Here is a 26415-nt window from a genome sequence, read left to right as displayed (position 1 = left end):
CCTTCCATTCACGAGCAATGCAGGCGAAAAGGCCGGCAGGGGCGCCTTTGTGGGTTGACCCGTGTACACCCGATAAAGTGCCGTGCAGCAGCTTGATGCAGCAACCTGCTACCGGTCGCGGTCACACCTGTAACCGCAACCCGGAGGACCACCCCATGCCCGTCGAAATCGAAGAAAGCACCCGCCGCTGCACCCTCATAGGCGAAGACCTGCGCATCGAAGGCGATGGCCCGGACATCGAGATCGTCACAGATGAGCAGTTGCACATGTCTGTGGCACTGCTCGCAGGCCAGCGTGTCCCGATCACCGAAGCCGAAGCCGACGCGCTGACCGTCGCCGGTGCCGTGGACAGCCGAAAGCATTTGAAGGCGAGCGTTCCTGGCTCGGTAATCTAGCGCGGCAGAAGCACTGCCCGGCAACTGATCCGGTTTTTGGTGCATGGCCTGAGCCTGTACTGAAAACCGCTTCGGGGCCATAGTGTGGGTGAATTGCCTGTTCACCCTGCTTGCCGAGCCCTCATGAAACGCTACGAACGATTTGCCGATGACATTGCCGAACTGATCCGCTCCGGCGTGCTCGGCCCCGGCCAGCGCGTGCCTTCGGTGCGCTACGCCAGTCAGACGCACGGGGTCAGCCCGTCGACCGTGTTCCAGGCTTACTACCTGCTTGAACGCCGCGGGCTGATCCGCGCACGGCCGCGTTCAGGCTATTTCGTCACTGCCCATGCACCGCGTCAGTTCAGCGAGCCACAGCCAATGGAGCCGTTGAGCGAATCGACTGACGTGGATGTCAGCGCCTTGGTGTTCTCGATACTCGAGTCGATCAAGGACCCGAACACCGTGCCGTTCGGGTCGGCATTCCCCAGCCCGGAACTGTTCCCGCTGCAGCGCCTGTCGCGCTCGCTGGCCAGCGCCAGCCGGGCCATGGACCCGCGCATGGTGGTCACCGACCTGTCACCGGGCAACCCGCAACTGCGCCGGCAGATCGCCCTGCGCTACATGGTCGGCGGGCTGATGCTGCCCATGGAGGAATTGCTGATCACCAACGGCGCGCTGGAAGCACTGAACCTGTGCCTGCAGGCGGTCACCGAGCCGGGTGACCTGGTGGCGGTCGAAGCACCGGCCTTCTACGCCTGCCTCCAGGTGCTGGAACGGCTCAAGCTCAAGGCAGTGGAGATACCCGTGCAGCCGCGCGAAGGCATGGACCTGGCCGCGCTCGCCCAGACCTTGGAGAAGCACCCGGTCAAAGCCGTGTGGTGCATGACCAACTTCCAGAACCCGGTGGGCGCGAGCATGCCCGAGGCGAAGAAACAGGCATTGGTGGCGTTGCTGCAGCGCCATCAGGTGCCGCTGATCGAGGACGACGTCTACGCCGAGCTGTATTACTCGCAGCAGGCGCCCAAGCCCGCCAAGGCCTTCGACACGCAAGGCCTGGTGATGCACTGCGGCTCGTTCGCCAAGAGCCTGGCGCCCGGTTACCGCATTGGCTGGGTAGCCGCCGGGCGCTTTGCCCAGAAGATCGAACGGCTCAAGCTGATGACCTCGCTGTGCGCCTCGATGCCGGCCCAGGCCGCCATTGCCGACTACCTGGAACACGGCGGCTATGACCGCCACTTGCGCAAACTGCGCTATGCCCTGGAGGGCCAGCAAGCCAACATGCTCGCCGCCATCTCGCGGTATTTTCCGCCGCAGACGCGAGTCAGCCAGCCTTCTGGCGGCTACTTTCTGTGGCTGGAACTGCCCGAACGGATAGATGCACTGAAGCTGTTCCACATGGCCTTGGCCCAAGGCATCAGCATCGCTCCGGGGCCTATATTTTCCCCCACCCGCCGCTTTGGCAACTGCATCCGCCTGAACTACGGCACCCCTTGGGGCGACACCGCCGAACGGGCAATGGAAACCCTGGGCCGCATCATCCGCTCATTCTGACGGCAAACTGCCCACTCGTGCGCAATCTGGCGAGATGGCGGCTAGGCGTACCAGAGCCGTCGCGTTAAAGTCTGGCCACGCACCGCTGCCGGACGTCGCCAATGCCTCTGAACGAGATGCTCGCCCTGCGCGAGGAAATCGCAACCCTGCGCCGCCGTAACGCGCAGCTTGAAGCCGAACTGCAGCAACACCCGCATCTGGGCCTCGATGTCTACCGCTTTCTGTTCGAGAGCATGGATGAAGGCTTCTGCATCATCGAATTCATTGACGGCCCGCATGGCCCGCTGAGTGATTTCGTGCATGTGCTCGTCAACCCGGCCTATGCCAGGCATGCCGGCATCGCTGACGTGACCGGCCAGAAAATGCGCGACATATTGCCTGATGAAGCCGACGCCTGGGTTGCCCGCTACGGTCCAGTGCTGCATACAGGCACCCCCCTGCAATTCGAGCAGGAATTGCGAGCCAGCGGCCGCGTTTTGTCAGTGAGCAGCTTTCGCGTCGAGCCGGCGCAGCGCCGGCAGGTTGCGGTTCTGTTCAAGGATGTCACCGAGCGACGCAAGACCGAGCAGGCCCTCGAGCAGCTCAATGCGCACCTGGAGCAAAGGGTCAGCGAAGCCCTGGCACAGCGCAGCCTGTTCGCAGAGCTTATCGACCAGAGCGCAGCCAACGTGCATGTGCTCGATAGCGGCATGCACTGGCTGGCCGTCAATCGCAAGGCCAGGGAGGACTTCCGGTTCCTGTATGGTCAGACACCGGTAGTCGGCGCCTGCATGCCCCCCCTGATGGGTGACAATGCCGCAGACCGGGATGCGATCCTGCCCTTGTGGCGACGGGCACTGCAGGGCGAGCAGTTCACCGCAACCGGTGCATTCGGCCAGCCGCCGGACCAGCGCCATTATGAACTGCGCTTCAATGCCCTGCGCGATGCTGCAGGTACCCCGATGGGTGCTTACCTGTTCGCCTACGACATCAGCGAGCGGGTACAGCAGCAGGAACGCCTTGCCAACGCAGAGCAGGCCCTGCGTCAGGCGCAAAAAATGGAGGCCGTCGGGCAGCTTAGCGGCGGCATCGCACATGACTTCAACAACTTGCTGGGCAGCATCCTCAATACCCAGGAACTGATCCAGCTGCGCCTGCGACAACAGCGCTATACCGGGCTTGAAAACTTACTCGAACTGTCCAACAGTACGGCCAAACGCGCCTCGTCGCTGGTGCACCGACTGCTGGCATTTTCGCGCCAGCAAACCCTGCAACCACGTTCCACCGAGGTGGCGGCGCTGCTGGGCGACATGCAAGAGCTGGTGCGCCGAACGATCGGCCCTTCCATTTCCCTGCACAGCCGGTTCGCGCCTGAACTCTGGCCAACCTTTATCGACCCGCCACAATTGGAAAGCGCATTGCTCAACCTGTGCATCAATGCCCGCGACGCGCTGCCTGACGGTGGTGTCATCAGCATTCATGGCGACAATGTGGCGCTCGACAGCGATCAGGCACGCCCTTTAGGGTTGCCCTGCGGCGACTACGTGCGCCTCAGCGTTGTCGACAACGGCTGCGGTATGAGCGAGGAAGTGGTTGCACGCGCCTTCGACCCGTTCTTCTCCACTAAACCCATCGGCCGGGGCACCGGCCTTGGGTTGTCGATGACCTACGGTTTCGTGCGCCAGTCTGGCGGGCAGTTACGCTTGCTTTCTCAACCCGGCAAGGGCACACGCGTTGAACTGTACCTTCCGCGCCATCACGCACAGCCCGTGCAGCAGGCCCTGCCCTCCAAGACCGGCTCACTGGATAGGCACCGTGCGGGCGGGCAGCGCATCGTGCTGGTGGAAGACCAGCTAGCTCTGCGCTTGGTGATCCGCGAGGTGCTGGAAGAACAGGGTTATCAGGTCGAAGCCTTCGAGACTGGCGCTGCCGCCCTGGCACACTTGCAAGGCAGCGAGCGGCCGGACCTGCTGTTAAGCGACATCGGCCTGCCCGACGGCCCCAACGGTCGCCAGGTGGCTGAGCGCTACCGGCAACAGTATCCCGGCCTTGAACTGCTGTTCATCACCGGCTATGACAACAGTGTGGCGCTGGGAGACGATCAGTTGCTGCAAGGCAGCCATGTACTGGGCAAACCGTTCGAGCTGGATGCGCTGGCCGAGTGCGTCCATCAACTGCTGGCGGCCAGGCAGCCGTGAGCGGTGGCGCTCAGCGCCCGCCGCCCAGGTCGAGAAAACTGCCAGTGGAATAAGACGCCTTGTCCGACAGCAGCCAGAGAATCGCCTCGGCCACTTCTTCCGGGCGGCCGCCGCGTCCCATGGGCAAGCCAGGCTCGAGCTTGGCGACACGGTCGGGGTCGCCGGACAGGGCGTGGAAGGCGGTATGAATGTAGCCTGGGCGCACGCCATTGACCCGCACCCCCTCACCTGCCACCTCCTTGGCCAAGCCGATGGTGAAGGTATCGAGGGCACCTTTGGAGGCGGCGTAGTCGACGTATTCGTTGGGTGAGCCCAGGCGCGCAGCGACCGATGACACATTGACGATGGCCCCGCCTTGGCCGCCGTGGCGGCGGGCCATGCGCAGCAATGCGTGCTTGGCGCAAAGCATCGGCCCGACCACATTGGTTTTCATCACCTTGAGCAGGCGGAACTCCGACATGCCTTCGACACGGCTTTGCTGGCCGATGGTGCCGGCGTTGTTCACCAGTGCGGTGACGGGGCCTAGCTCTTCATCGACGCGATGAAACAGCTGGATCACCTCGTCCTCGACACTGGCGTCTGCACGCACACAGATGGCCTGGGCGCCGAGTGCGCGCACCTGGGCAAGAATGCCTTGCGCGGCCTGGTCATCGGCGTGGTAGTTGATGCAGATGCGGTAACCCTCGCGGGCGGCCTGCATGGCGGTGGCGGCGCCGATGCCACGGCTGGCGCCGGTGATGACAATGACTTTCTCCATGGCCCTGCCAAATCGCTTGGAAAGATAGGTCCGACAATAGGGGAAAAGCCAGCCGCTGGGAATGACCCAGCACAACAGGTCAGGCGATATCAGCCCGCGCTCAGGGCTCGAACCCTTCCACGATGATCACCTCTGCCTTGGCCACCCCTTGGCGATGGGTGCACGCTTGCTGATACAACTCGGATCGATAGCAGGCCAGCGCCTGCTCGTAGGTCTGGAACTCGATCACCACACTGCGCTGGGGGGTTGGCCGCCCTTCCAGCGCCTCGCTGCGCCCGCCCCGGGCGAGGAACCGCCCGCCGAATGCGGCAAAGGCGGCGGGCGCACGTTGGGTGTACTGCTGATACTGCTCGGGGTCGGTCACGTCCACGTGGGCAATCCAATACGCTTTCATCCGCTACTCTCCTGTTGCAAAACTATTTGTGTATGATGGTATACCATAATAATCACCCATTCACAGTGAGCGTGCAGCATGGCTTTCAACACGATCGAAGAACTCCTCGAGGACTACCGCCAAGGCAAGATGGTACTGCTGGTTGACGACGAGGATCGGGAGAACGAAGGCGACCTGCTGATCGCCGCCGAGCGCTGCGACGCTCAGGCCATCAACTTCATGGCCCGCGAAGCGCGGGGCCTGATCTGCCTGACACTGACCGACGAGCATTGTCAGCGCTTGGGGCTTGAGCAGATGGTACCGGCCAACGGCAGTGCGTTCAGCACCGCCTTCACCGTATCGATCGAGGCCGCTACGGGGGTTACCACGGGTATTTCTGCGGCCGACCGGGCACGCACCGTGGCTGCAGCCATGGCCGCCGATGCCCGCCCGGAGCATTTGGTGCAGCCCGGCCACATCTTCCCGCTACGCGCCCGCGAAGGCGGTGTGCTGAACCGCGCCGGCCATACCGAAGCGGGTTGCGACCTGGCACGCCTGGCCGGTTTTGCTCCGGCGTCGGTGATCGTGGAGGTGCTCAACGACGACGGCACCATGGCCCGTCGACCGGACCTGGAAGTGTTCGCCGCCCGGCACGGCATCAAGATCGGCACCATCGCCGACCTGATCCACTACCGCCTGAGCACCGAGCAGACCATCAAGCGCATCGGTGAACGCGAACTGCCGACCGTGCACGGCACCTTCCGCCTGGTCACCTATGAAGACCGTATCGAAGGCGGTGTGCACATGGCCATGGTGATGGGCGATATCCGCCGCGAACAGCCGACCTTGGTGCGCGTGCATGTGATCGACCCGCTGCGCGACCTGGTCGGTGCCGAATATGCCGGGCCGGCCAACTGGACCTTGTGGGCTGCGCTGCAGAAGGTCGCTGAGGAAGGTGCCGGGGTGGTGGTGATCCTGGCCAACCATGAATCGTCGCAGGCGCTGCTTGAGCGCATACCGCAACTGACCCAGCCGTTGCGCCCCTACCAGCGTGGGCAATCGAAGGTGTACTCGGAAGTCGGCACCGGCGCGCAGATTCTCCAGGACCTGGGCGTTGGCAAGCTGTGCCACCTGGGCCCACCGCTCAAGTATGCGGGCTTGGCGGGGTATGAGCTGGAAGTGGTGCAGAGCATACCTTTCGAGCCCCAGGGCTGAAAGCTGCAAGTTGAAGCGGATCTGCGGCGCAACGCGATCTGCTTTGACTTGAAGCTCGCAGCTTGAGGCTTGCAGCTTCGAGGCGAGAAAGAGTGATGGCCGGTAGCCTCCCGCTCTTGCCAAAATCTTGGAATACCATAATATGACATCCCGTAGACCTTAAAATCACAGGCCGCCACCTACACTCACCAAACGGCCACCGACACATTGTTTTAGCTGCTCCCCGAATACTGTTGGCGGGCGCACTACCAGCCCGCCTCGAATAACAAAAAGCAACGAGGGCGTAACCATGCTGTTGAGCAAACGTGTAACCGCAGTGCTGTCCGCCAGCCTGCTGACCCTGGCATGTCAGGCCACCCAGGCCGCCGACAGCCTCAACTTCGTCAGCTGGGGCGGTACCACCCAGGACGCCCAGAAAGAAGCATGGGCCGTACCTTTCAGCAAATCGACCAACATCAAAGTGGTGCAGGACGGCCCGACCGACTACGGCAAGCTCAAGGCCATGGTCGAGAGCGGCAACGTGCAGTGGGACGTGGTCGACGTGGAAGCCGACTTTGCCCTGCGGGCCGCCAGCGAAGGCCTGCTCGAACCCCTCGATTTCAACACCATCGCGCGCGACAAGATCGACCCACGCTTCGTCTCCGACCATGGCGTCGGTTCGTTCTTCTTCTCGTTCGTGCTCGGCTACAACGAAGGCAAGCTCGGCGCCAACAAGCCGGTGGACTGGACCGCGCTGTTCGACACCAAGACCTACCCCGGCAAACGCGCCCTGTACAAGTGGCCGAGCCCCGGCGTACTGGAACTGGCCCTGCTGGCCGACGGCGTGCCAGCCGACAAGCTCTACCCGCTGGACCTGGACCGCGCCTTCAAGAAACTCGACACCATCAAGAAAGACATCGTCTGGTGGGGCGGTGGTGCCCAGTCGCAGCAGCTGCTGGCCTCCGGTGAAGCCTCGCTCGGCCAGTTCTGGAACGGCCGCGTCTACGCCCTGCAGCAAGATGGAGCGCCGGTGGGCGTGAGCTGGAAGCAGAACCTGGTCATGGCCGATTTCCTGGTCATCCCCAAGGGCGCCAAGAACAAGGACGCGGCCATGAAGTTCCTGGCCCAGGCCAGCAGCGCCGAAGGCCAGGCCGAGTTCGCCAACAAGACCGCCTACGCGCCGGTGAACCTGGACAGCGTGGCCAAACTCGACAAAGACCTCGCGCAGAACCTGCCGACCGCCTACGCCCAGGACCAGGTCACCCTGGACTTCGCCTACTGGGCCAAGAACGGCCAGGCCATCGCCGCGCGCTGGAATGAGTGGTTGGTGAAATGAAAGTCGCCATCAATGCCCTGCAAAACGCGCAAGGTGCCCCCACGGGCACCGGCGCTCCGGGGACGGCCCCACGCCGCATGAGCCTCGGCCAGCGCTGGAAGGGCAGCCGCAACCTGTTGCCCGCCCTGCTGTTCCTTGGCCTGTTCTTCTTCGCCCCGCTGATCGGCCTGTTGCTGCGCGGCGTGTTGGAGCCGGTGCCGGGGCTGGGCAACTACGAGCAGCTGTTCGCCAACTCGGCGTATGCGCGGGTACTGTTCAACACCTTTTCGGTGGCCGGCGTCGTCACCCTGATCAGCGTGTTGCTGGGCTTCCCGCTGGCCTGGGCAATCACCCTGGTGCCCAACGGCTGGGGCCGCTGGTTGCTGAACATCGTGCTGTTGTCGATGTGGACCAGCCTGCTGGCGCGTACCTATTCGTGGCTGGTGCTGCTGCAGGGTTCGGGGGTGATCAACAAGGCGTTGATGGCGCTGGGCATCATCGATGCCCCGCTGGAAATGGTGCACAACCTGACCGGCGTGGTGATCGGCATGAGCTACATCATGATCCCGTTCATCGTGCTGCCGCTGCAGGCGACCATGCACGCCATCGACCCGATGGTCCTGCAGGCCGGCTCCATCTGCGGCGCAAGCCCCTGGACCAACTTCTGGAAGGTGTTCCTGCCACTGTGCCGCTCGGGGCTGTTCTCCGGTGCGCTGATGGTGTTCGTCATGTCGCTGGGCTACTACGTCACCCCGGCCCTGCTTGGTGGCGCGCAAAACATGATGCTGCCCGAATTCATCATCCAGCAGGTGCAATCGTTCCTTAACTGGGGCCTGGCCAGCGCTGCCGCCGCACTGCTGGTGGTCATCACCCTGGTGCTCTTCTACCTGTACCTGAAGCTGCAACCGGAATCACCGGTCGGCAACGCGAGGTAAACCGCCATGCTTCTGTCTCCCAATGCCATGGGGCGCCCGCTGCGCACGGGCCTGTACCTGACCACCGGCGTGATTGCGGCCTTCCTGCTGCTGCCGGTAGTGTTCATCATCCTGCTGTCGTTCGGCTCATCGCAGTGGCTGGTCTTCCCGCCACCAGGCTGGACCTTCAAGTGGTATGCGCAGTTCTTCGCCAACCCGGAGTGGATGGACGCCGCCCTGGCCAGCTTCAAGGTCGCCGTGCTGACCACCATCGCCGCCGTGCTGCTGGGCCTGCCTACTGCATTCGCCCTGGTGCGTGGCCGCTTCCCCGGCCGCGAAATGCTCTATGGGCTGTTCACCATGCCCATGATCGTGCCGTTGGTGATCATTGCCGTGGCGGTGTATGCACTGTTTCTGAAGCTCGGCTATACCGGCACGCTGTTCGCCTTCGTGGTCAGCCACGTGATCGTCGCCCTGCCCTTCACCATCATTTCGATCATCAACTCGCTCAAGCTGTTCGACCAGTCGATCGAGGATGCCGCGGTGATCTGCGGTGCCTCGCGCCTGCAGGCGATCTTCAAGGTGACCTTCCCGGCCATTCGCCCGGGGATGATCGCCGGCGGCCTGTTTGCCTTCCTGGTTTCGTGGGACGAGGTGGTACTGAGCGTGATGATGGCCAGCCCCGACCTGCAAACCTTGCCCGTGAAGATGTGGACCACCCTGCGCCAGGACCTGAGCCCGGTGATCGCCGTCGCCTCGACGCTGCTGATCGGCCTGTCGCTGATGGTCATGGTCATTGCCGCCGCCTTGCGCCGGCGCACCGAAACGAACGCCTGAGCGCCCGGAGAAAACAACAATGAGTGCAGTGATCAAAGACAACGCGCACAACAAGACCCTGGTCAGCCTGCGCGGCCTGAACAAGCATTACGGTGACTTCACCGCCGTGGATAATCTCGACCTGGAAATCCAGGACGGCGAGTTTCTCACCTTCCTCGGCTCCAGCGGCTCGGGCAAGTCCACCACCCTGTCGATGCTGGCCGGGTTCGAGACGCCCAGCAGCGGCGAGATTCTGGTCGAGGGCCAGTCGCTGGTGAATGTGCCACCGCACAAGCGCGACATCGGCATGGTGTTCCAGCGTTACTCGCTGTTCCCGCACCTGAATGTGCGTGACAACATCGCCTTCCCCTTGGCCATCCGCAAGCTCGGCGCGGCAGAAACCAAGAAGCGGGTCGACGCCATGCTCAAGCTGGTACAACTGGAGGCGTTCGCCCACCGCAAACCCTCGCAGATGTCGGGCGGCCAGCAACAGCGTGTGGCGATTGCCCGCGCCCTGGTGTACGAACCACGCATCCTGCTGATGGACGAGCCACTCGGCGCGCTGGACAAGAAACTGCGCGAAGACCTGCAGGATGAACTGCGCCAGCTGCACCGCCGGCTGGGCATCACCATCGTCTACGTCACCCACGACCAGGAAGAAGCCATGCGCCTGTCCCAGCGCATCGCCATCTTCAGCCACGGCAAGATCGTCGGCCTGGGCACCGGCTATGACCTCTACCAGAACCCGCCCAACGCCTTTGTCGCCTCGTTCCTGGGCAACTCCAACTTCCTGCGCATCACGGCCAGCAGCAACGGTGCCGGCAGTTTCGAAGGCCAGCCAGTGGCGATCCGCCTGACGCCTGGCCTGGCGGCAGGCCAAGATGCGCTGATCATGGTACGCCCGGAAAAGGCCCTGGCACTCACCGCCGACCAGGCTGCACGCGAGCCGTTGCCAGCGGGCTGGAACGAAGTGCTTGCCAAGGTTGGCGAAGTGCTGTTCCTCGGCGAAAGCCAGACCTGCCATGTAATGACCCCGGGCGGTACTGAACTGACCGTGAAAGCACTGTCGGCTGCGGGTATGTCCATGCAGCCCGGAGACACCGTGAAGGTCCGCTGGGCGGTTGCAGATGCCTGCATCTACACCGAATGGGCGCAAAGCGACCTGAGCAAGTCGGCCGGCGCGCACTGAGCAGCAGCAGCAGGTAAATGGTTGACGCGCATCCCGCCCAATAGTCATACGCGCGCCAGTTTCAGGCATCCTGCGCCGCCGCGCGCGGGGTGAAACGGGAGCCGGTGCGTCGGGGGCCACGACAAGTCCGGCGCTGCCCTCTCAAGCCCGTGGTGTTTGTACCTGGAGGCGACTGCGTGCCGCAGTCGCACTTGGCGACGGTGGCTTACAGCTTCTGATTTGAGCTGACTGTATTGGCCTCATCGCCGGCAAGCCGGCCACACAGGGACCCCGCTGCTCTCGAGCTCAGCGCAAACCCAGTAGGAGCTGGCTTGCCGGCGATGACGGCTGAACCGCCACTGCAAAAACCACTACCCGGCACAAATGAAATAGTTATAAGATAACGTTTCATTTGACATCCATTCCTGCCTGCGACCCCTCCATGACAAGTGCCGCCGCCACCCCCACCCAGCTCACCCAGCGCCTGCAGAGCATCGATGCCCTGCGCGGCCTGGTGATCCTGTTCATGCTGCTCGACCACGTCCGCGAGACATTTTTCCTGCACCGCCAGGTCAGCGACCCGATGAGCATCGACGCCACCGACCCGTCCCTGTTCTTCAGCCGCACCCTGGCCCACCTATGTGCACCAGTGTTCGTACTGCTCACTGGCCTGTCAGCGTGGCTGTACGGCGAGAAGTATCAGGGCCGCAGCGATGTCTCGGCGTTCCTGTTCAAGCGCGGCCTGTTCCTGGTGGTGCTGGAGTTCACCCTGGTGAATTTCGCCTGGACCTTCCAGCTGCCGCCCAGTGTCATCTACCTGCAGGTGATCTGGGCAATCGGCGTCAGCATGATCGCCCTGTCGCTGCTGGTATGGCTGCCGCGCCCGGCGCTGGTTGTGCTGGGCGCAGTGATCATCGCCGGGCACAACCTGCTCGACAGCCTGCACTTTGGCGCTGAGTCGGCGATGCATGTGCCGTGGGCGATCCTGCATGACCGTGGCTGGCTGGAGCTCTCTGAAAGCCTGCGCCTGCGCACCTCCTACCCGGTACTGCCGTGGATCGGCGTCATTGCCTTGGGCTATGGCCTGGGCCCTTGGTTCGCCCGTGGCAGCGATGCCGGCCAGCGTCAGTACCGCCTGCTGCTGGCAGGGGTCATCGCCCTGCTCGGCTTCATGGCGCTGCGCATGCTCAATGGCTACGGCGAAGCGCCGTGGAGCGGCTACCCGACGCTTACCCAGACCGTGATGAGTTTCTTCAACATCACCAAATACCCGCCTTCGTTGTTGTTCCTGGCCCTGACCCTGGGCTGCGGCCTGCTGTTGCTGCGCGCCTTTGAGCGCGCAGGGCAAGCCCGCTGGATCGGTGCCCTGGCGGTGTTTGGCGCGGCACCGATGTTCTTCTATCTGCTGCACCTGTACGTGTTGAAACTGATGTACCTGGCCAGCGTCGCCCTGTTCGGCCGCAATCACGGCGACTACTTCGGTTTTGACGGCATTGGCGCGGTGTGGCTGGGTGCTGTGCTGCTGGCCATGGCGCTGTACCTGCCGGTGCGCTGGTTCGCCAGGCTAAAGGCGCGCCGACGCGACATCACCTGGCTCAAGTACTTCTGATTTAGCGTTTTCACCGGCTGCCTGATGGTCTACCATGCGGGCCGCCGGTTTCCACCACGGAAATAATAGGGAATCCCAGGCCGCCCAGGCGCGCCAAACGGAACTGCCCCCGCAACTGTAGGTGCCGAGCCCGCTCCATCGATGCCACTGGATCAGCCGATCCGGGAAGGCCGGAGCCGGGTGATGACGCACCAGTCAGGAGACCTGCCGGCTTACATTCACCAACCGGCGGGGTGTCCGGGATTGGCCATCAGAGTTGCCCCTGTCGCCTGCAGGGGCGCGGCGATGCCTGTCCGTGCGTTCCTTCCGTGAACTGTCCGATAGGAGATCGCCCCGCATGCTGTCCCGTTTCGCCACCCTGCTCGCCGGCTTGAGCCTCACCGGCGCTGCCCAGGCCGCCGCCACGCACTACCCGCTGACCGTGGACAACTGCGGCATGCCGCAGACCTTCACCCACGCCCCCGAGCGCGCAGTCACCATCGGCCAGGCCGGCACCGAAATCCTCTACGCGCTGGGGTTGGGCGACAAACTGGCCGGCACATCGCTGTGGTTCAACAACGTCTTGCCCGAATACAAGGCGCAGAACGACAAGGTGCCGCGCCTGGCCGACAAGGACCCGAGCTTCGAAGCAGTGGTGGGCAAGCGACCAGAGTTGGTGGCGGTGCAGTTCGAGTGGATGGTCGGCGCCCAGGGCGTGGTCGCGACCCGTGAGCAGTTCAACGAACTGAAGATCCCCACCTATCTGCTGCCCTCGGACTGCGAAGGCAAGGACAACCTGGTGGGGGCCGATGGCACGCGACTACAGGCGTTTCAGGTCCAGAGCATCTACAAGAGCGTCAGCCAGCTGGCGGAAATCTTCGACGTCCAGGACCGCGGCGTGGCACTGAACAGCGACCTCAAGGCGCGCCTGGACAGCGCCAGGCAACAACTGGCCGGCAAAGACCTGAGCCAGACTTCGGCACTGTTCTGGTTCTCCAGCGCCGACCTCGACATCGACCCCTACGTTGCGGGCCGCCAGGGCGTGGCGGACTTCATGCTGCGCACCCTGGGTGTACGCAACGTGGTCGAGTCCACCGAAGAGTGGCCCACGGTGGGCTGGGAAACCATCGCCAAGGCCAACCCTACGTGGCTGATCATCGCCCGCATGGATCGCCGCCGCTTTCCGGCCGACGACTACCAGAAGAAGCTCGAATTCCTGCGCAGCGACCCGGTAACCCAGCACATGGATGCCGTGAAGAACAACCGCATCATCATCCTCGACGCCGATGCCATGCAGGCCGGTATCCGCCTGTTCCGGGGCCTGCAGACCCTGTCGGCAGCCTTCGCCAGCGGTAAAGCGGCGCCGTGATGAACCGTAAGCTGCCCTGCTGCGCCCTGGCCCTGGTTGCCCTGCTCGGCGCGCTGCTTGCCGGCACCGCCATTGGCGAGACCACCGTGTCACCCAGCGTGGTGTACCAGGTACTGGCCAACCACCTGTGGCAGGCCGGTTACCCGGTCGACCCGATCGACGCCGGTATCGTCTGGAACTACCGCCTGACCCGCACGCTGGTCGCCGCAGCCTGTGGCGCAGGGCTGGCGACCTGTGGGGTGATCCTGCAGGCGCTGCTGCGCAACCCGCTGGCCGAACCCTATTTGCTGGGCCTGTCGGCCGGGGCTTCGACCGGCGCCGTGCTGGTAGGCCTGCTGGGCCTGGGCAGTGTTGCCCTGAGCATGTCGGGCGGCGCCTTTGTCGGCGCCGTCGCGGCCTTCGCCCTGGTCCTGGTGCTGGCCCGCGCAGCCGGCCCGAGCAGCAACAACGCCCAAGTGATCCTGGCAGGGATTGCCGGCTCGCAACTGTTCAACGCCCTGACGGCGTTTCTGATCACCAAATCGGCCACGGCCGAACAGGCTCGCGGCATCCTGTTCTGGCTGCTGGGCAACCTCAGTGGCGTGCGCTGGCCGTCAGTATGGCTGGCGCTGCCGGTGGCGCTGTTCGGGCTGGTGGTGTGCCTATGGCACCGGCGCACACTGGACGCTTTCACCTTCGGTACCGATTCGGCGGCGTCGCTGGGCATTGCAGTGCGGCGCAGCCAGTTGCTGCTGATCAGTTGCGCGGCGCTGGTGACGGCGGTGATGGTGTCCATCGTCGGCGCCATCGGTTTTGTCGGGCTGGTCATCCCGCATGCCCTGCGCCTGTTGCTCGGCCCAGGCCACAGCCGCCTGCTGCCGGCCAGCGCCCTGGGCGGTGCGCTGTTCCTGATCGCTGCGGACATGCTTTCGCGCACGCTGATCCCCGGCCAGGTAATTCCAGTGGGCGTGGTCACAGCGCTGATCGGCGCACCTGTGTTTGCGTTGATCCTGGTCAGCCGCAGGGGGCGCGCATGACGGCCATGACACCCCCAAAGGTCGCCCCGCTCGCCTGCCAGGGCTTGGGTTTGCAACTGTCGGGCAACCCCGTGCTGCGCGATATCAACCTGACGATCGCCGCAGGTGAAACCCTCGGTATCGTTGGCCCGAATGGCTCCGGCAAATCCTCCCTGCTCAAACTGCTGGCCGGGCTGCGCACGCCGCATAGCGGCAGCGTGCAATTGCTCGGCGAGCCGCTTGCGCGCCTGCCGCGCAGGCGCATCGCCCAGGCCCTGGCGCTGGTCGAGCAACAGGCCGACACCCTCGACGCCATCAGCGTGTTCGACGCCGTGGCGCTAGGGCGTACCCCTTGGTTGTCCGCCCTGGCGCCGTTTTCCCAGGAGGATCGCGCGGTCGTCGAGCAGGCCCTGGCCGACCTCGATGCCTCGCACCTGCGCACGCGCATCTGGAGCTCGCTGTCCGGTGGCGAACGCCAGCGCGTACACATTGCCCGCGCTCTTGCCCAGCGCCCGCAGGTATTGCTGCTCGATGAGCCGACCAACCACCTCGACATCCAGCACCAGCTGAGCCTGTTGCAACAGGTACAGGCGCTGCCGGTAACCACCCTGGTGGCCCTGCACGACCTGAACCAGGCGCTGACCTGCGACCGCGTGGCGGTGCTCGAACACGGCCGTCTGGTGGCCCTCGGCAAGCCGCTGGAGGTACTGACCCCCGAGCGTTTGCTGAGCACCTTCGGCGTACATGCCCACTACCTCACCGACCCCTTCGACGGCGCGCGCATCCTGCGCTTTCGCGCCCCCTGAACCAGGAAGCTCCCGCATGCTGTTGCGCACTACCGTCCTGCTGCTCGCCAACGCTCTGCTACCTTTCGCCGCGCTGGCCGACGTGCACGAAGTGAAGATGCTCACCCGCGGCGCGGCCGGTGCCATGGTCTACGAGCCCGACCACCTGCGTATCGCACCGGGTGATACGGTACGTTTCGTGCCGACCCAGAGCGGCCACAACGCGGCCAGCCTGCCCGGGTTGCTGCCGGTAGGTGCCGAGGCGTTCAAGAGCAAGCTGAACCAGCCCTTCGAGCAGACCTTTACGGTGCCTGGGGTGTACGGCATCCAGTGCATCCCACACCTGGCCATGGGCATGGTGATGCTGATCCAGGTGGGCGATACCGGCTTGGCCGAGTTGCCAGCGGCTTTGCCTGCGCGGGCACGTGCGCGCCTGGCAGCCCAACTGCAGCAGTTGGAGGCCGGCCAATGAACCGTTTGCTTCTGGCCCTGCCGCTGCTGGGCCTGACGCCCTTGGCGCTGGCTGAATCCGCACAGTCGCAGAGCAACGGCTTGGTCGAAGACAGCAGCTGGAGCATCCTCAACCGCACGGTCTACGACCAGCGTGACTACAAGCATGGCGGGCGTAACAGTGCCGCCCGCAATGCCTACAAACCGCGCAGCGAACGCAATGGCCTGGCCGAGGAATGGGCCTACGGTTTGATGGGTACATTCCAGTCCGGTTTTACCCAGGGCCTGATCGGTGTTGGCGTCGATGCCCATGCCTACCTGGGCGTACAACTCGACAGCGGTGGAGGTCGAACCGGCAAGGCTCGCCTGCTCGGTGTGGACAACGATGGCCACCCTAAAAACGAATACAGCCGCGGCGGTGCGGCTCTGAAGCTTCGCCTGTCCGATACAGTGCTTTCCTATGGTGAGCAGCGAGTGAAAACGCCGGTATTCAGCTCTTCCGACAGCCGCCTGCTACCCGAAACCGCCACCGGTTTTTTCCTCACCAGCAACGAGATCGACAAGTTCAGGCTGGTTGCCGGGCACTTCAACGAAAGCACCGACCGCAATGCTTCAAGCCATGACCAGGGCTTCGTGGTGAACTACTCCAACGCCCGCCAGGGCAACAGCTTCGACCTCGCCGGTGCGGTGTGGAACCCCAGCGCTGCCTTGAGCGCCAGCCTGTACACCTCCCGCTATGAAGACACCTGGAACCAGCACTACCTGGGCAGCACCCTCACCCATGCACTGGATGACCGGCGCAGCCTGAGCCTGGACCTCAACCTGTACCGCACCACCGACACCGGCAAAGCGCTGTCCGGGCGCATCGACAACACCACCTGGAGCCTGGTCTCGCGCTATAGCCATGGCCCCCATGCTTTCAGCCTGGGCTGGCAGCAGGTGGATGGCAACACGCCGTTCGACTACGTGACCCGCGGTGCAATCTATATTGCCAACGCCGTGCAGATGTCTGACTTCAACGCACCCAACGAAAAGTCCTGGCAAGCGCGCTATGACCTGAACATGGGCGCTTATGGGGTGCCGGGGTTGAACCTGACGGCGCTGTATGTGCGCGGGTTCGATATCGATGGCACGCACGTGGACCCCAACGGCGGGTATGCGTACCTGGGCTATGGCAAGGGTGGCAAACACTGGGAGAGAGACCTTGAGGCGCGGTATGTGGTACAGAGTGGCAAGGCCAAGGGCACGGCGTTTTCACTGAGGCACAATGTGCACCGCGGGGATACGGCGCAGGCGGAACTGGACGGCAACCAGATCCGCCTGGCCGTGGAGTGGCCGTTGTCGGGCGGGCTCTGAGTGGTTTCATCCTCCTTGTGCGCCGGTTTGATGAGGCCCTTGGCGTTGCGGGTATCCACCCTCGTCACTGCAAAGCAGGAAAGTTCCTAAATGACCTGGTACTGCTCCATGTGCGTAGTCCGCCACACCGGGTCATCCTCTACGTTGATCACCGTGAAGCCCTGCCGCTCCCAGAACCGGATCGCCCCTGCCAGAAACGGATGGGTGTGCATGTACAGACACTCAACGCCTGCCTCGACGGCGTGCTCACGCAAGGCCTGGAACAATGCCGCGGCCAGGCCGTTGCGCCGGTATTCGGGGAGCACGAACAGGCGCACGATTTCGACGACGCGTTTGCCGTGGTAGTCGAGCTGGTGGAAGCGATGGTCATAGGGCAGGTAGCCAATGACTGCGATCAACGTGCCACGATCACGGGCTTCCAGAAAGTGCCCGTCGCCATCCAGGTAAGTCGCCTCGAAATGGGCCAGGTCTTTGGGCAAAGGCGAATGGGCGAGCATGGGGAACAGCTCGCGTCGGGCACTGTCGACGAAGGCAACGACTTCATCGATGGCGTCACGGCCGGGTGATTGCAAGGTCCAGTCGGGCATGGGGTTGAAGCGATGGCCTGGGGAACGTGTTTCTACCCTACAGCATCGGACGGCGCAATGCATGGTCGGCCCGACCTCGCTATAATCCCCGGCCTGAAACGCGCCCAAGGCCAGCCCATGCCCCGCCTCTGCAAGTTGTTGCTGCCCCTGCTGTTCGCCGCTGCCCTCACCGCCTGCGACCAGAAACCGACTCGAGAAGAGCAGATCGTGGCCAGCCTGCCCTTGCAGGAGGCCTATGAGCACAACATCGACCGCATGGCGTTGCTGCTGACCCGCAGCCACCCGCAACTCGACGAAGAAACAATCCGCAGCGTGCTGCGCAAGCACCTCACGGTCGAGGATCAGCGCCAGGACCTGTTCAAGCTCTACAGCGAAAAGAACTTCAGCGACGCCGAGTTCGCCACTATCGTCGAGGTGACTCGGGACCCGGCAAAGGCCAAGGCCTTGGAGCAGACCGAGGACGGCCAGCAACTGAGCGCGAAACTTACCCGGCTGATGCGCGAGACAGCACGCGATGAAAAGGCCCAGGCACTCGCAGCGCAGCGCCTGCAACGGGTGCAGGACGAGCTGGACGCATTGGAAAACGCCGGTTCCTGAACGATTGCGACAGCCCCACATCCCTCCCGTAGCGGTGCAAGCCCATAACGAGTAAGGTTATTTCTTTTGCGTCAGTGAGGTCTGGATTGCCACACGCCAAGCATGGACTGCGCCTGGACTTGCGCACGCTGATCCTCAGCCTTTGCACACTCACAGCCCTGGTGATGCTCTGTGCCAGCTACTTCGCCAGCTACCGGGTGCAGCGCCAGTTGCTGATCGATAACGCCCTGGAGGCCAACCGGGTATATGCGGCGAAGCTGGCGGCAATCACCGAAACCTTCATCGCCACTGCCTTGCAACAGCTGTCATTCAGCGCCAGTGTGCAGGGGCGGCAACTGGCCGACGGCGCTGCGCTGGAAGCAGAAACCACACGGTTGCTGCGCCAGAGCATGGCCTTCAACTCCACCTTCGTGGTCGATGCCGAAGGTATCGTGAGGGCGATTTCACCCGCTGCGCTGCGCCATTACCTTGGCCGCAAGGTACAGACGCCCGGTACTGAAGAGGCATTGCGCGAGCGCCGGCCCCTGGTGTCGACGCCCTACCTGTCGGCGGCCAACAACCTGGTGGTGGCGCTGTCGCAGCCGATCTTCGATGCCAACGGCCGCTACCTGGGCTATGTCGGCGGCAGCCTGTACCTGCGCGAACGCAACATACTCAACAGCCTGCTGGGCGAGCATTTCTACAAGGACGGCTCCTACCTCTATGTGGTCGATCGCAACCGCCGCCTGCTCTATCACCCCAATGCCGAACGGGTAGGCAGCGTGGTCGAAGGCAATACCCTGATCGACCAGCTGACCGAACTGCAGCACGGCACGCGGCAGGTCATCAATAGCCAAGGGGTAGCCATGCTGGCGGGCTTCGCCACAGTGCCCAGTACCGGTTGGGGCGTGGTGGCGCAACAACCGCTGGCGCAAACGGTGGCGCCGTTGAGTCATCTGATTCTCACTGTCATGGGCATCTCGGCCCCCCTGGCACTGGTGGGCAGCCTGCTGCTGTGGTGGCTGGCGTTGACCATCGCCAGGCCACTTTGGCAACTGGCCGCCGGCGCCCGCACCATGGACCGCACCGGCAACGCCGAACGGCTGCACAGGGTACATGCCTGGTACTTCGAGGCTGCGGAACTAAAGCGGGCCATGCTGTTCGGCCTGAACCTCTTGCAAGAGCGCATCGGCCGGCTCAACCGCGATGCCCAGACCGATCCGCTGACCGGCCTGGGCAACCGCCGCAGCCTGGAGTTCAAGCTGTCGCTGCTGGAGGCCGAAGGCCGCGCGTTTTCGGTCATCGTGCTGGATATCGACCACTTCAAACGGATCAACGATGGGCATGGGCATGATGTCGGGGACCAGGTACTACAGCGCCTGGCCGCAATCATGCGCGGCTGTTGCCGTGAAGGTGACCTACTGTGCCGGACCGGTGGGGAGGAGTTCCTGATGCTGCTGCCGGGGGCCGGCCTGGTAGTCGCGACAACGGTGGCGCAGCGACTGCGCGTGATGGTGCAGGACACCGCGATAGAACCGGTAGGCGCTGTGACCATCTCACTGGGGGTGGCGCATTGGCACGCCAAGCAGGATCGCGAGCCGGGTGCAGCGCTCAGCCAGGCGGATAGCGCGTTGTACCGGGCCAAGCGCGGAGGGCGAAATCAGGTGTGCAGCGAAGCTGGCGGGCACTGAAGGAAAGATGTAACAAGTATTGTCATAAAACTGTCGTGTATTGGTCATAGGATTGACCCCAACCTGACATTTCCCTTCTTCATGGATGAGCGTCTCATGCGTCGTGTGGTTTTCAATCAGAAAGGTGGCGTGGGCAAGTCAAGCATCGCCTGCAACCTTGCCGCCGCCAGTGCCGCGGAGGGTTATCGCACGTTGCTGGTCGACCTCGACCCACAGGCCAACGCCACCTACTACCTCACTGGCCTCACCAACGACGCCATCCCCGCCGGCATCGCCGACTTTTTTCGCCAGACGCTGTCGCCCGTCACCGCTGCTGGCAAGAAGCACCGGGTGGCCATCACCGAAACCCGCTACCGCAACCTGCACATGGTGACCGCCAGCCCCGACCTCAGCGACTTGCAGAGCAAGCTTGAGAGCAAGTTCAAGATCAACAAGCTGCGCAAGCTGTTGCTGGAGCTGGACGAGGACTACGAACGGATCTACATCGACACCCCACCTGCGCTCAACTTCTATACCTTCAGCGCCTTGGTGGCGGCTGAGCGCCTGTTGATCCCGTTCGACTGCGACAGCTTCTCGCGCCAGGCGCTGCACAGTGTCATGGCCGAGGTCGAGGAGCTGCGCCTGGACCACAACCCGGCGCTGCAAGTGGAAGGCGTCGTGGTCAACCAGTTCGCCGGCCGCACCGCGTTGCACAAGACGTTGGTTGACCAACTGCGCAGCGAGGGCATGCCCGTGCTGCCGGTGTACTTGAGCAGCTCGATCAAGATGCGAGAGTCGCACCTGGCGTCGGTACCGCTGGTACACCTGGCGCCGCGGCACAAACTGGCGATGGAGTTCGTCGACCTGCTCGATGTGCTGGAGCGGGCCGCCTGAGCTGCACTCAATGATGCAGGCTCAGGCCGATACCACTGAGCCTATGAAATTGGCCAGCTCGGCCGTTTTCGGTGCAGCGAACACTTCACGCGGGTTACCCACTTCATGCACCTTGCCATGGTGCATGAACACCAGTTTATCGCCCACTTCGCGGGCAAAGCGCATCTCATGGGTGACCATGATCAGGGTCATGCCTTCGCTGGCCAGCTGGCGCACCACGCCCAACACCTCGTTGACCAGTTCGGGGTCGAGCGCCGAGGTGATCTCGTCGCACAGCAGCACCTTGGGCGACATGGCCAGCGCCCTCGCGATCGCCACCCGCTGTTGCTGGCCTCCGGAAAGCCGGTCGGGGTAGGCATCGAACTTTTCCGCCAGGCCCACCCGCGCCAGCATCTGCTCAGCCAGCTGGCGCGCCTGGGCCTTGCTGGCCTTCTTCACCACCTGCGGCGCGAGCATCACGTTCTCGCCCACGCTCAGGTGTGGGAACAGGTTGAACTGCTGGAACACCATGCCCACTTTCTGGCGCAGCGCGCGCAAGTCGGCGCGGCCGGCATCGAGGTATTCACCGTCCACTTCGATCACGCCATCGCTGATCGACTCAAGGCCGTTGAGCGTGCGCAACAAGGTACTTTTGCCCGAACCGCTGCGGCCGATGATCGCTACCACCTCGCCCTCTTCGATGCTCAGGTCAACGCCTTTGAGTACATGGTTGTCGCCGTAGTATTTGTGCAGCGCGGACACTCTAAGCAGGGGCATGCAGCCTCCTTTCCAGATAACGGGCGCTCAGCGAGAGCGGGTAACAGAGGATGAAATAGCCCAGCGCAACCAGGCCGTAGACCATGAACGGCTCGAAGGTGGCGTTGGCCAGCATGCCGCCGGTCTTGGTCAACTCGGTGAAACCGATGATCGAGGTGACCGCCGTGCCTTTGACCACCTGCACCGAAAAGCCCACGGTCGGTGCCACGGCAATGCGCAACGCCTGTGGCAGGATCACGTGGCGCAGCTGCTCCATGCGGCTCAGCGCCAGGCTGCCGGACGCTTCCCACTGGCCGTTTGGAATGGACTCAACGCAGCCGCGCCAGATCTCTGCGAGAAACGCACTGGTGAACAGGGTCAGGGCGATGGCAGCCGCCATCCAGGCAGACACATCCAGGCCGAACAAGGCAATGCCGAAAAACACCATGAACAGTTGCATCAGCAATGGCGTGCCCTGAAACAGCTCGATGTAGCCCCGCGCCAGGCCACGCAGCCACGGCCATTGAGCAATGCGCGCGACCAGCACCAGCAGCCCGGCCAGGCCACCGAAGAAGAAGGCCACCAGCGACAACAGCATGGTCCATTGCAGGCCGATCAGCAGGTTGCGCAGGATGTCCCAGAAGGTGAAGTCCATTCAGCGTCTCCCCATCAGCAGACGTTGCCCAACCCATGCCAGCAACTGGCGCAAGGCGATGGCCATGATCAGGTACAGCACGGTGGTCAGCAGGTAGGTTTCAAATGCACGGAAATTGCGCGACTGGATGAAGTTGGCGGCGAACGACAGCTCCTCGGTGGCGATTTGCGAACACACCGCCGAGCCGAGCATGACGATCACGATCTGGCTCGTCAGTGCCGGCCATACCTTGGCCAGGGCAGGCTGCAACACCACATGGCGAAACGCCTCGAAGCGGCTCATGGCCAAGGCTGCTGCCGCTTCCAGCTGGCCTTTGGGAATGGCCTGGATGCCCGCCCTGATGATCTCGGTGGAGTAGGCACCCAGGTTGATCACCATCGCCAGCACCGCCGCCTGCCACTCGGTCAGGCGAATGCCCAGCGCCGGCAGGCCGAAGAAGATGAAGAACAGCTGGACGATGAAGGGCGTGTTACGGATCAGTTCCACGTACAGGCCAAACAGCATGTCGAAGGGGCGCACACGCCAGGCGCGAACCCCCGCGCCGAGCACGCCGATGGCCACGCCCAGCAAGGTGCCGACCACCGTCAGCTGCAGGGTGAACCAGGCGCCCTTGAGCAACAGGGGGGCCTGGGCCAGCACGGGGGCGAAGTCGAATTCATAGGCCATGGTGGCAAACTCCGGGTACAGCTCAGAGGTCGGCCGGCAGCGGCTGCTTCAGCCATTTTTCGGCATTGCGGTTGAGGCTGCCGTCGGCCTTGGCGGCTTCGAGCGTGGCATTGACTTTGTCCAGCAGCGCCGGCTCGTTCTTGGCCAGGCCCACATAAACCGGCGAGTCCTTGAGCTTGACCTTGACCACCGGCACCTTGGCCGGGTTCTTCTGGGCAATGGCGGCCATTACCACGCTACCGCTGGCGATCAGTTCGACCTGGCCAGAGAGGTAGGCGGCGATGGTCGAGTTGTTGTCTTCAAAGCGCTTGATCACCGCCCCCTTTGGCGCTACGGCGCTCAGTTCCATGTCCTCGATCGAGCCACGGGTGACGCTGATGGTCTTGCCAGCGACGGCGTCGATGCCCGCGATGTCCACCTCGGCCGGGCCGAATACGGCCAGGTAGAACGGCGCATAGGGCCGGGAGAAATCGATCACTGCCGCACGCTCCGGGTTCTTGCCGAGGCTGGAAATCACCAGGTCGACCTTGCCTGTGGTGAGGAACGGTATGCGGTTGGTGCTGTTTACCGGGGTCAGGGCCAGCTTCACACCCAGCTTGTCTGCCAGCAGTTGTGCAGTGTCGATGTCCAGGCCACGGGGTTTGAGGTCTGGCCCGACCGAGCCGAAAGGCGGGAAGTCCTGGGGCACTGCCACCTTGAGCACGCCACGGGCGCTGATGTCGGCCAGGGCATCAGCCTGGGCGGTTGGCAGCACAAGGGCGCTGCTGCAGAACAGGCTGGCCAGGAACAAGGTGCGGAATGTCTTCATGGTGTGGCCTCGCAGGTAACCAGGGAAAAGAGTGCTGGCTGGCCAGTGCACGGGCCATGCCAACGTCCGTGCTGGCACCGGCTTGACGTGCGCAAGCCCTGAGCTGAACGGTCTTACTGGTCTGAACAGTTGCTTGCCTGCCCGCTTACCCCGCCGCCGTCACGCCCCGCTTTTGTGCAAGGCCGCATTTGCCTGCATCAGCGCGGAGCAATGCTTGCAAGCGCCTGACAATGGCCGTAAAAAGCCAAGGTCATCGCCCTCCGACCGGTCTGAACAGCATGCTCGACACCCTACCCCGCGCCGTCCCCGAACAGGCCCTGCAAGGCATCCGCAAATTGATCGAAGACGGCGGCTATCAGCCCGGCGATGCCCTGCCCTCGCAGCGCGACCTTGCCGAGCAGTTGGGGGTCAGCAGGGCCTCTCTGCGAGAAGCACTGTCCTCCCTCAGCGCTCTGGGGTTGGTGAGCGTGCAGCCGGGCAAGGGTGTGTTCGTGCAGGCGCCAGCGCCTTCGGCATTTGCCTGGCCGTATGCCGAACAGGTCTCTGCAAGCGACACCTTCCAGCTGCGTTACGCCTTGGAAGGTTTCGCTGCCGGGCAGGCGGCACTGGCACTGACTGCGGACGACATCGATCGCCTGGAAGTCAATGTAGAGGCGATGCATCAGGAGTTGCGCGCGGGCCGCTTCGAAGCCGCCGCACGGCTGGATTTCGCCTTTCACCAGCAGTTGCTGCAAGCCTGCGGCAACCACGCCATGCTGCAGGTGATCACCGCCAGCCAGGAGATATTCCTGGAAAGCCAGAAGCTGCCCTTCATCCGCCCGGAACGGGCGATGGAAACCTGGCAGGAGCACCGCAAGATCCTGCGCGCCCTGGCTCGCCGTTCACAGGCGGCGGCGCAGAAGGCGATGCAGGAGCATATTCGCAACGCGGCTTCGCGTACCGGGGTGGTGTTTTCGGTATAACACCCACTCATTGCCGGGCTGACCGCGGCTTGGCCACGAATGGGCGCACGCGGTCAAAACAGATATCTGGGCGTCGCCCTCGAAGAAGCGCCCTCGCTACCGCGCCGGTTTACTGCCTGCAACAACAACGACGAAGCGGCCAGACCGCTTCGCTAATCCGCCAGGCTGCCTTTGAAACCGGAGCGTTTCTCTATGTCCGCATCTCACGAGGTATCCCCCGCCACTCTGCGCCGGGTCATCGCCGCCTCGGCCATCGGCAATTTCGTCGAATGGTTCGACTTTGCCGTCTACGGCTTTCTCGCAACGATCATCGCCAGCCAGTTCTTCGCCAGCGGCGATGCCAGCGTGGCCTTGCTGAAGACCTTTGCCGTTTTCGCCGTGGCCTTCGCCTTGCGGCCACTGGGCGGGATCGTGTTCGGGGCGCTGGGTGACCGGCTGGGACGCAAACGCATCCTGTCACTGACCATCCTGCTGATGGCCGGCTCCACCACACTGATCGGCCTGCTGCCGACCTACGCCAGCATCGGCCTTGCCGCCCCCGCGCTACTGACCCTTGCGCGCTGCCTGCAGGGGTTCTCCGCAGGCGGTGAGTATGCAGGTGCCTGTGCGTACCTGATGGAGCACGCACCGCAAAACAAGCGGGCCTTCTATGGCAGCTTCGTGCCCGTGTCGACCTTCTCTGCCTTCGCCTGTGCGGCGGTGATCGCCTACGGCCTTGAGGCAAGCCTGTCGGCCGAAGCAATGGCGGCCTGGGGCTGGCGCATACCGTTCCTGGTGGCGGCGCCGCTGGGCCTGGTGGGCCTTTACCTGCGCTGGCGCATGGAGGAAACCCCGGCATTTCGCGAGGCCATCGCTCAAGGCAAGACCCATGAGCATTCGCCGCTCAAGGACACGTTGCGTAACCACGGCCGGGCCATCCGCAATCTGGGTGCCTTCATCTCGCTTACAGCGTTGTCGTTCTACATGTTCACTACCTACTTCGCCACCTACCTGCAAATGGTCGGCAACCTGACACGCGCCCAGTCGCTGTTGGTGACCACGGTAGCGCTGGTGTTCGCCGCCATCGGTTGTCCGCTGGCCGGCGCGTTCTCGGACCGGGTCGGGCGGCGCAAGACCATTGGTTTCACCTGCCTGTGGGTAATGGTCTGTGTATTCCCGGCTTATTGGCTGGCCAGTTCCGGGTCGGTGACGGCTGCGCTGGTGGGGGTCATCCTGTTGGCGGTGGGGGCACTTTGCAGTGGTGTGGTGACCGCCGCGTTGCTCTCGGAGAGTTTCCCGACCCGTACGCGCTACACCGCATCGGCGATTACCTACAACGTGGCCTATACGCTGTTTGGCGGCACCGCACCGCTGGTGGCGACCTGGCTGATCGGACAGACCGGCAGCAGCCTGGCGCCAGCGTTCTACCTGGTGGTCATCGCACTGGTGGCGCTGGTGGGTGGGCTGGCGCTGCCAGAAACCTCGCGAATATCGTTGCATGAAGAAACAGCCGGGGATGAAGTGGGTCGCGCGGCCGCCAGCACCGTTTGAGAGTGGGGCTGCATTGCAGCCCTTTCGCAACAAAAGGCGCTTCAAAGGGCATACCCGCGTTGAGAACGCGATACTCCGGGTCCGATAATCGCCCACTTTCCACTATGCGACAGCCAACCCAATTGACGAAACTAACCAGGTGGTACA

26 protein-coding genes and 1 riboswitch are annotated in these 26415 nt (G+C 63.6%); of the genes, 19 read left to right on the top strand and 7 right to left on the bottom strand.

The features are described from left to right. Positions 1-155: 155 nt before the first annotated feature. From ACMGF5_RS18310 to ACMGF5_RS18300, 3 genes are all read left to right on the top strand, one after another. On the top strand, positions 156-395 hold the full coding sequence (locus ACMGF5_RS18310) for a DUF3203 family protein (protein WP_046787191.1): 240 nt from the start codon (positions 156-158) through the stop codon (positions 393-395). A 123-nt stretch (positions 396-518) separates the two neighbouring features. Next, positions 519-1928, top strand: a complete 1410-nt coding sequence (gene mapR, locus ACMGF5_RS18305) for a GntR family transcriptional regulator MpaR (RefSeq protein ID WP_115275260.1) — start codon at positions 519-521, stop codon at positions 1926-1928. Between the two features lie 101 nt (positions 1929-2029). Continuing rightward, a complete protein-coding gene (locus ACMGF5_RS18300) occupies positions 2030-4105 on the top strand; it encodes a PAS domain-containing sensor histidine kinase (RefSeq protein WP_281868622.1) in 2076 nt (691 codons plus the stop codon). A 10-nt stretch (positions 4106-4115) separates the two neighbouring features. Here the strand turns inward: ACMGF5_RS18300 and ACMGF5_RS18295 are convergent, their stop codons facing one another. Together ACMGF5_RS18295 and ACMGF5_RS18290 are read right to left on the bottom strand one after the other, a co-directional pair. After that, positions 4116-4862: an SDR family oxidoreductase gene (locus ACMGF5_RS18295; protein WP_119688675.1), complete on the bottom strand. Its 747-nt coding sequence runs from the start codon at positions 4860-4862 to the stop codon at positions 4116-4118. Between the two features lie 100 nt (positions 4863-4962). Beyond that, complete coding sequence (locus ACMGF5_RS18290; RefSeq protein ID WP_119688674.1) at positions 4963-5256, bottom strand: DUF1330 domain-containing protein; 294 nt, start codon at positions 5254-5256, stop codon at positions 4963-4965. 78 nt (positions 5257-5334) lie between these two features. Between ACMGF5_RS18290 and ribBA the strand changes: the two genes are divergently transcribed. From ribBA to ACMGF5_RS18235, 11 genes are all read left to right on the top strand, one after another. After that, on the top strand, positions 5335-6450 hold the full coding sequence (gene ribBA, locus ACMGF5_RS18285; RefSeq protein ID WP_119688673.1) for a bifunctional 3,4-dihydroxy-2-butanone-4-phosphate synthase/GTP cyclohydrolase II: 1116 nt from the start codon (positions 5335-5337) through the stop codon (positions 6448-6450). 289 nt (positions 6451-6739) lie between these two features. Then, entirely contained in the window at positions 6740-7765 is a 1026-nt protein-coding gene (locus tag ACMGF5_RS18280) for a polyamine ABC transporter substrate-binding protein (RefSeq protein WP_046787197.1), read from the top strand. Further along, positions 7762-8679, top strand: a complete 918-nt coding sequence (locus ACMGF5_RS18275) for an ABC transporter permease (protein WP_115275265.1) — start codon at positions 7762-7764, stop codon at positions 8677-8679. The genes ACMGF5_RS18280 and ACMGF5_RS18275 overlap by 4 nt, the downstream gene beginning before the upstream one ends. Before the next feature lie 6 nt (positions 8680-8685). Next, positions 8686-9495, top strand: a complete 810-nt coding sequence (locus ACMGF5_RS18270) for an ABC transporter permease (protein ID WP_046787199.1) — start codon at positions 8686-8688, stop codon at positions 9493-9495. Between the two features lie 19 nt (positions 9496-9514). Further along, entirely contained in the window at positions 9515-10663 is a 1149-nt protein-coding gene (locus ACMGF5_RS18265) for an ABC transporter ATP-binding protein (RefSeq protein WP_115275266.1), read from the top strand. Between the two features lie 421 nt (positions 10664-11084). Then, a complete protein-coding gene (locus ACMGF5_RS18260) occupies positions 11085-12251 on the top strand; it encodes a DUF1624 domain-containing protein (protein WP_115275267.1) in 1167 nt (388 codons plus the stop codon). A gap of 28 nt (positions 12252-12279) precedes the next feature. Continuing rightward, positions 12280-12478, top strand: a riboswitch (cobalamin riboswitch). A 110-nt stretch (positions 12479-12588) separates the two neighbouring features. Further along, the gene (locus ACMGF5_RS18255) at positions 12589-13599 is read left to right on the top strand and encodes an ABC transporter substrate-binding protein (protein WP_414157030.1); all 1011 of its coding nucleotides are present in this window, start codon (positions 12589-12591) and stop codon (positions 13597-13599) included. After that, on the top strand, positions 13599-14615 hold the full coding sequence (locus tag ACMGF5_RS18250) for a FecCD family ABC transporter permease (protein WP_204917605.1): 1017 nt from the start codon (positions 13599-13601) through the stop codon (positions 14613-14615). Before ACMGF5_RS18255 ends, ACMGF5_RS18250 begins: the two co-directional genes overlap by 1 nt. Next, the gene (locus ACMGF5_RS18245; RefSeq protein ID WP_115275270.1) at positions 14612-15400 is read left to right on the top strand and encodes an ABC transporter ATP-binding protein; all 789 of its coding nucleotides are present in this window, start codon (positions 14612-14614) and stop codon (positions 15398-15400) included. The genes ACMGF5_RS18250 and ACMGF5_RS18245 overlap by 4 nt, the downstream gene beginning before the upstream one ends. Before the next feature lie 16 nt (positions 15401-15416). After that, a complete protein-coding gene (locus tag ACMGF5_RS18240) occupies positions 15417-15851 on the top strand; it encodes a pseudoazurin (protein WP_046787206.1) in 435 nt (144 codons plus the stop codon). Continuing rightward, a complete protein-coding gene (locus tag ACMGF5_RS18235) occupies positions 15848-17185 on the top strand; it encodes an OprD family porin (RefSeq protein ID WP_414157029.1) in 1338 nt (445 codons plus the stop codon). Before ACMGF5_RS18240 ends, ACMGF5_RS18235 begins: the two co-directional genes overlap by 4 nt. An 86-nt stretch (positions 17186-17271) precedes the next feature. On the opposite strand, the gene ACMGF5_RS18230 is transcribed toward ACMGF5_RS18235, so the two are convergent. After that, complete coding sequence (locus tag ACMGF5_RS18230) at positions 17272-17772, bottom strand: GNAT family N-acetyltransferase (protein ID WP_414157028.1); 501 nt, start codon at positions 17770-17772, stop codon at positions 17272-17274. Positions 17773-17889: 117 nt separating this feature from the next. On the opposite strand from ACMGF5_RS18230, the gene ACMGF5_RS18225 reads away from it, so the two are divergent. From ACMGF5_RS18225 to ACMGF5_RS18215, 3 genes are all read left to right on the top strand, one after another. Next, positions 17890-18369, top strand: a complete 480-nt coding sequence (locus tag ACMGF5_RS18225) for a hypothetical protein (protein ID WP_115275274.1) — start codon at positions 17890-17892, stop codon at positions 18367-18369. Positions 18370-18455: 86 nt separating this feature from the next. Continuing rightward, positions 18456-20039: a sensor domain-containing diguanylate cyclase gene (locus ACMGF5_RS18220; protein WP_046787210.1), complete on the top strand. Its 1584-nt coding sequence runs from the start codon at positions 18456-18458 to the stop codon at positions 20037-20039. A gap of 96 nt (positions 20040-20135) precedes the next feature. After that, complete coding sequence (locus tag ACMGF5_RS18215) at positions 20136-20912, top strand: ParA family protein (protein ID WP_237860448.1); 777 nt, start codon at positions 20136-20138, stop codon at positions 20910-20912. Positions 20913-20933: 21 nt separating this feature from the next. Here the strand turns inward: ACMGF5_RS18215 and ACMGF5_RS18210 are convergent, their stop codons facing one another. The 4 genes from ACMGF5_RS18210 to ACMGF5_RS18195 are packed head-to-tail and all read right to left on the bottom strand — an operon-like array spanning position 20934 to position 23776. Further along, on the bottom strand, positions 20934-21668 hold the full coding sequence (locus ACMGF5_RS18210; protein ID WP_115275277.1) for an amino acid ABC transporter ATP-binding protein: 735 nt from the start codon (positions 21666-21668) through the stop codon (positions 20934-20936). Then, entirely contained in the window at positions 21655-22302 is a 648-nt protein-coding gene (locus ACMGF5_RS18205) for an amino acid ABC transporter permease (RefSeq protein ID WP_346640181.1), read from the bottom strand. The genes ACMGF5_RS18210 and ACMGF5_RS18205 overlap by 14 nt, the downstream gene beginning before the upstream one ends. Continuing rightward, positions 22303-22968: an amino acid ABC transporter permease gene (locus tag ACMGF5_RS18200; protein WP_039604080.1), complete on the bottom strand. Its 666-nt coding sequence runs from the start codon at positions 22966-22968 to the stop codon at positions 22303-22305. A gap of 22 nt (positions 22969-22990) precedes the next feature. Next, positions 22991-23776 carry a transporter substrate-binding domain-containing protein gene (locus ACMGF5_RS18195; RefSeq protein ID WP_046787215.1) on the bottom strand — a complete coding sequence of 262 codons (786 nt, stop codon included), beginning with the start codon at positions 23774-23776 and terminating at the stop codon, positions 22991-22993. Positions 23777-24054: 278 nt separating this feature from the next. Here ACMGF5_RS18195 and ACMGF5_RS18190 point away from each other — a divergent pair, with 278 nt between their 5' ends. Next, positions 24055-24738 carry a FadR/GntR family transcriptional regulator gene (locus tag ACMGF5_RS18190; RefSeq protein WP_046787355.1) on the top strand — a complete coding sequence of 228 codons (684 nt, stop codon included), beginning with the start codon at positions 24055-24057 and terminating at the stop codon, positions 24736-24738. Positions 24739-24930: 192 nt separating this feature from the next. Continuing rightward, positions 24931-26268, top strand: coding sequence for an MFS transporter (locus tag ACMGF5_RS18185; protein ID WP_115275278.1), 1338 nt, complete (start codon positions 24931-24933; stop codon positions 26266-26268). Positions 26269-26415 lie beyond the last annotated feature (147 nt).

Source organism: Pseudomonas sp. BNK-15, assembly GCF_047456105.1.
GTDB classification, from domain to species: domain Bacteria; phylum Pseudomonadota; class Gammaproteobacteria; order Pseudomonadales; family Pseudomonadaceae; genus Aquipseudomonas; species Aquipseudomonas putida_E.
The sequence above is the reverse complement of the archived record's forward strand: the minus strand, read 5'-3'. Positions and strand labels throughout refer to the sequence as shown.

Excerpts from the sequence above, each read along its gene's own strand:
- ACMGF5_RS18310 (WP_046787191.1), top strand. The coding sequence starts at position 156 with ATGCCCGTCGAAATCGAAGAAAGCACCCGCCGCTGCACCCTCATAGGC.
- mapR (WP_115275260.1), top strand. The coding sequence starts at position 519 with ATGAAACGCTACGAACGATTTGCCGATGACATTGCCGAACTGATCCGC.
- ACMGF5_RS18300 (WP_281868622.1), top strand. The coding sequence starts at position 2,030 with ATGCCTCTGAACGAGATGCTCGCCCTGCGCGAGGAAATCGCAACCCTG.
- ACMGF5_RS18295 (WP_119688675.1), bottom strand. The coding sequence starts at position 4,862 with ATGGAGAAAGTCATTGTCATCACCGGCGCCAGCCGTGGCATCGGCGCC.
- ACMGF5_RS18290 (WP_119688674.1), bottom strand. The coding sequence starts at position 5,256 with ATGAAAGCGTATTGGATTGCCCACGTGGACGTGACCGACCCCGAGCAG.
- ribBA (WP_119688673.1), top strand. The coding sequence starts at position 5,335 with ATGGCTTTCAACACGATCGAAGAACTCCTCGAGGACTACCGCCAAGGC.
- ACMGF5_RS18280 (WP_046787197.1), top strand. The coding sequence starts at position 6,740 with ATGCTGTTGAGCAAACGTGTAACCGCAGTGCTGTCCGCCAGCCTGCTG.
- ACMGF5_RS18275 (WP_115275265.1), top strand. The coding sequence starts at position 7,762 with ATGAAAGTCGCCATCAATGCCCTGCAAAACGCGCAAGGTGCCCCCACG.
- ACMGF5_RS18270 (WP_046787199.1), top strand. The coding sequence starts at position 8,686 with ATGCTTCTGTCTCCCAATGCCATGGGGCGCCCGCTGCGCACGGGCCTG.
- ACMGF5_RS18265 (WP_115275266.1), top strand. The coding sequence starts at position 9,515 with ATGAGTGCAGTGATCAAAGACAACGCGCACAACAAGACCCTGGTCAGC.
- ACMGF5_RS18260 (WP_115275267.1), top strand. The coding sequence starts at position 11,085 with ATGACAAGTGCCGCCGCCACCCCCACCCAGCTCACCCAGCGCCTGCAG.
- ACMGF5_RS18255 (WP_414157030.1), top strand. The coding sequence starts at position 12,589 with ATGCTGTCCCGTTTCGCCACCCTGCTCGCCGGCTTGAGCCTCACCGGC.
- ACMGF5_RS18250 (WP_204917605.1), top strand. The coding sequence starts at position 13,599 with ATGAACCGTAAGCTGCCCTGCTGCGCCCTGGCCCTGGTTGCCCTGCTC.
- ACMGF5_RS18245 (WP_115275270.1), top strand. The coding sequence starts at position 14,612 with ATGACGGCCATGACACCCCCAAAGGTCGCCCCGCTCGCCTGCCAGGGC.
- ACMGF5_RS18240 (WP_046787206.1), top strand. The coding sequence starts at position 15,417 with ATGCTGTTGCGCACTACCGTCCTGCTGCTCGCCAACGCTCTGCTACCT.
- ACMGF5_RS18235 (WP_414157029.1), top strand. The coding sequence starts at position 15,848 with ATGAACCGTTTGCTTCTGGCCCTGCCGCTGCTGGGCCTGACGCCCTTG.
- ACMGF5_RS18230 (WP_414157028.1), bottom strand. The coding sequence starts at position 17,772 with ATGCCCGACTGGACCTTGCAATCACCCGGCCGTGACGCCATCGATGAA.
- ACMGF5_RS18225 (WP_115275274.1), top strand. The coding sequence starts at position 17,890 with ATGCCCCGCCTCTGCAAGTTGTTGCTGCCCCTGCTGTTCGCCGCTGCC.
- ACMGF5_RS18215 (WP_237860448.1), top strand. The coding sequence starts at position 20,136 with ATGCGTCGTGTGGTTTTCAATCAGAAAGGTGGCGTGGGCAAGTCAAGC.
- ACMGF5_RS18210 (WP_115275277.1), bottom strand. The coding sequence starts at position 21,668 with ATGCCCCTGCTTAGAGTGTCCGCGCTGCACAAATACTACGGCGACAAC.
- ACMGF5_RS18205 (WP_346640181.1), bottom strand. The coding sequence starts at position 22,302 with ATGGACTTCACCTTCTGGGACATCCTGCGCAACCTGCTGATCGGCCTG.
- ACMGF5_RS18200 (WP_039604080.1), bottom strand. The coding sequence starts at position 22,968 with ATGGCCTATGAATTCGACTTCGCCCCCGTGCTGGCCCAGGCCCCCCTG.
- ACMGF5_RS18195 (WP_046787215.1), bottom strand. The coding sequence starts at position 23,776 with ATGAAGACATTCCGCACCTTGTTCCTGGCCAGCCTGTTCTGCAGCAGC.
- ACMGF5_RS18190 (WP_046787355.1), top strand. The coding sequence starts at position 24,055 with ATGCTCGACACCCTACCCCGCGCCGTCCCCGAACAGGCCCTGCAAGGC.
- ACMGF5_RS18185 (WP_115275278.1), top strand. The coding sequence starts at position 24,931 with ATGTCCGCATCTCACGAGGTATCCCCCGCCACTCTGCGCCGGGTCATC.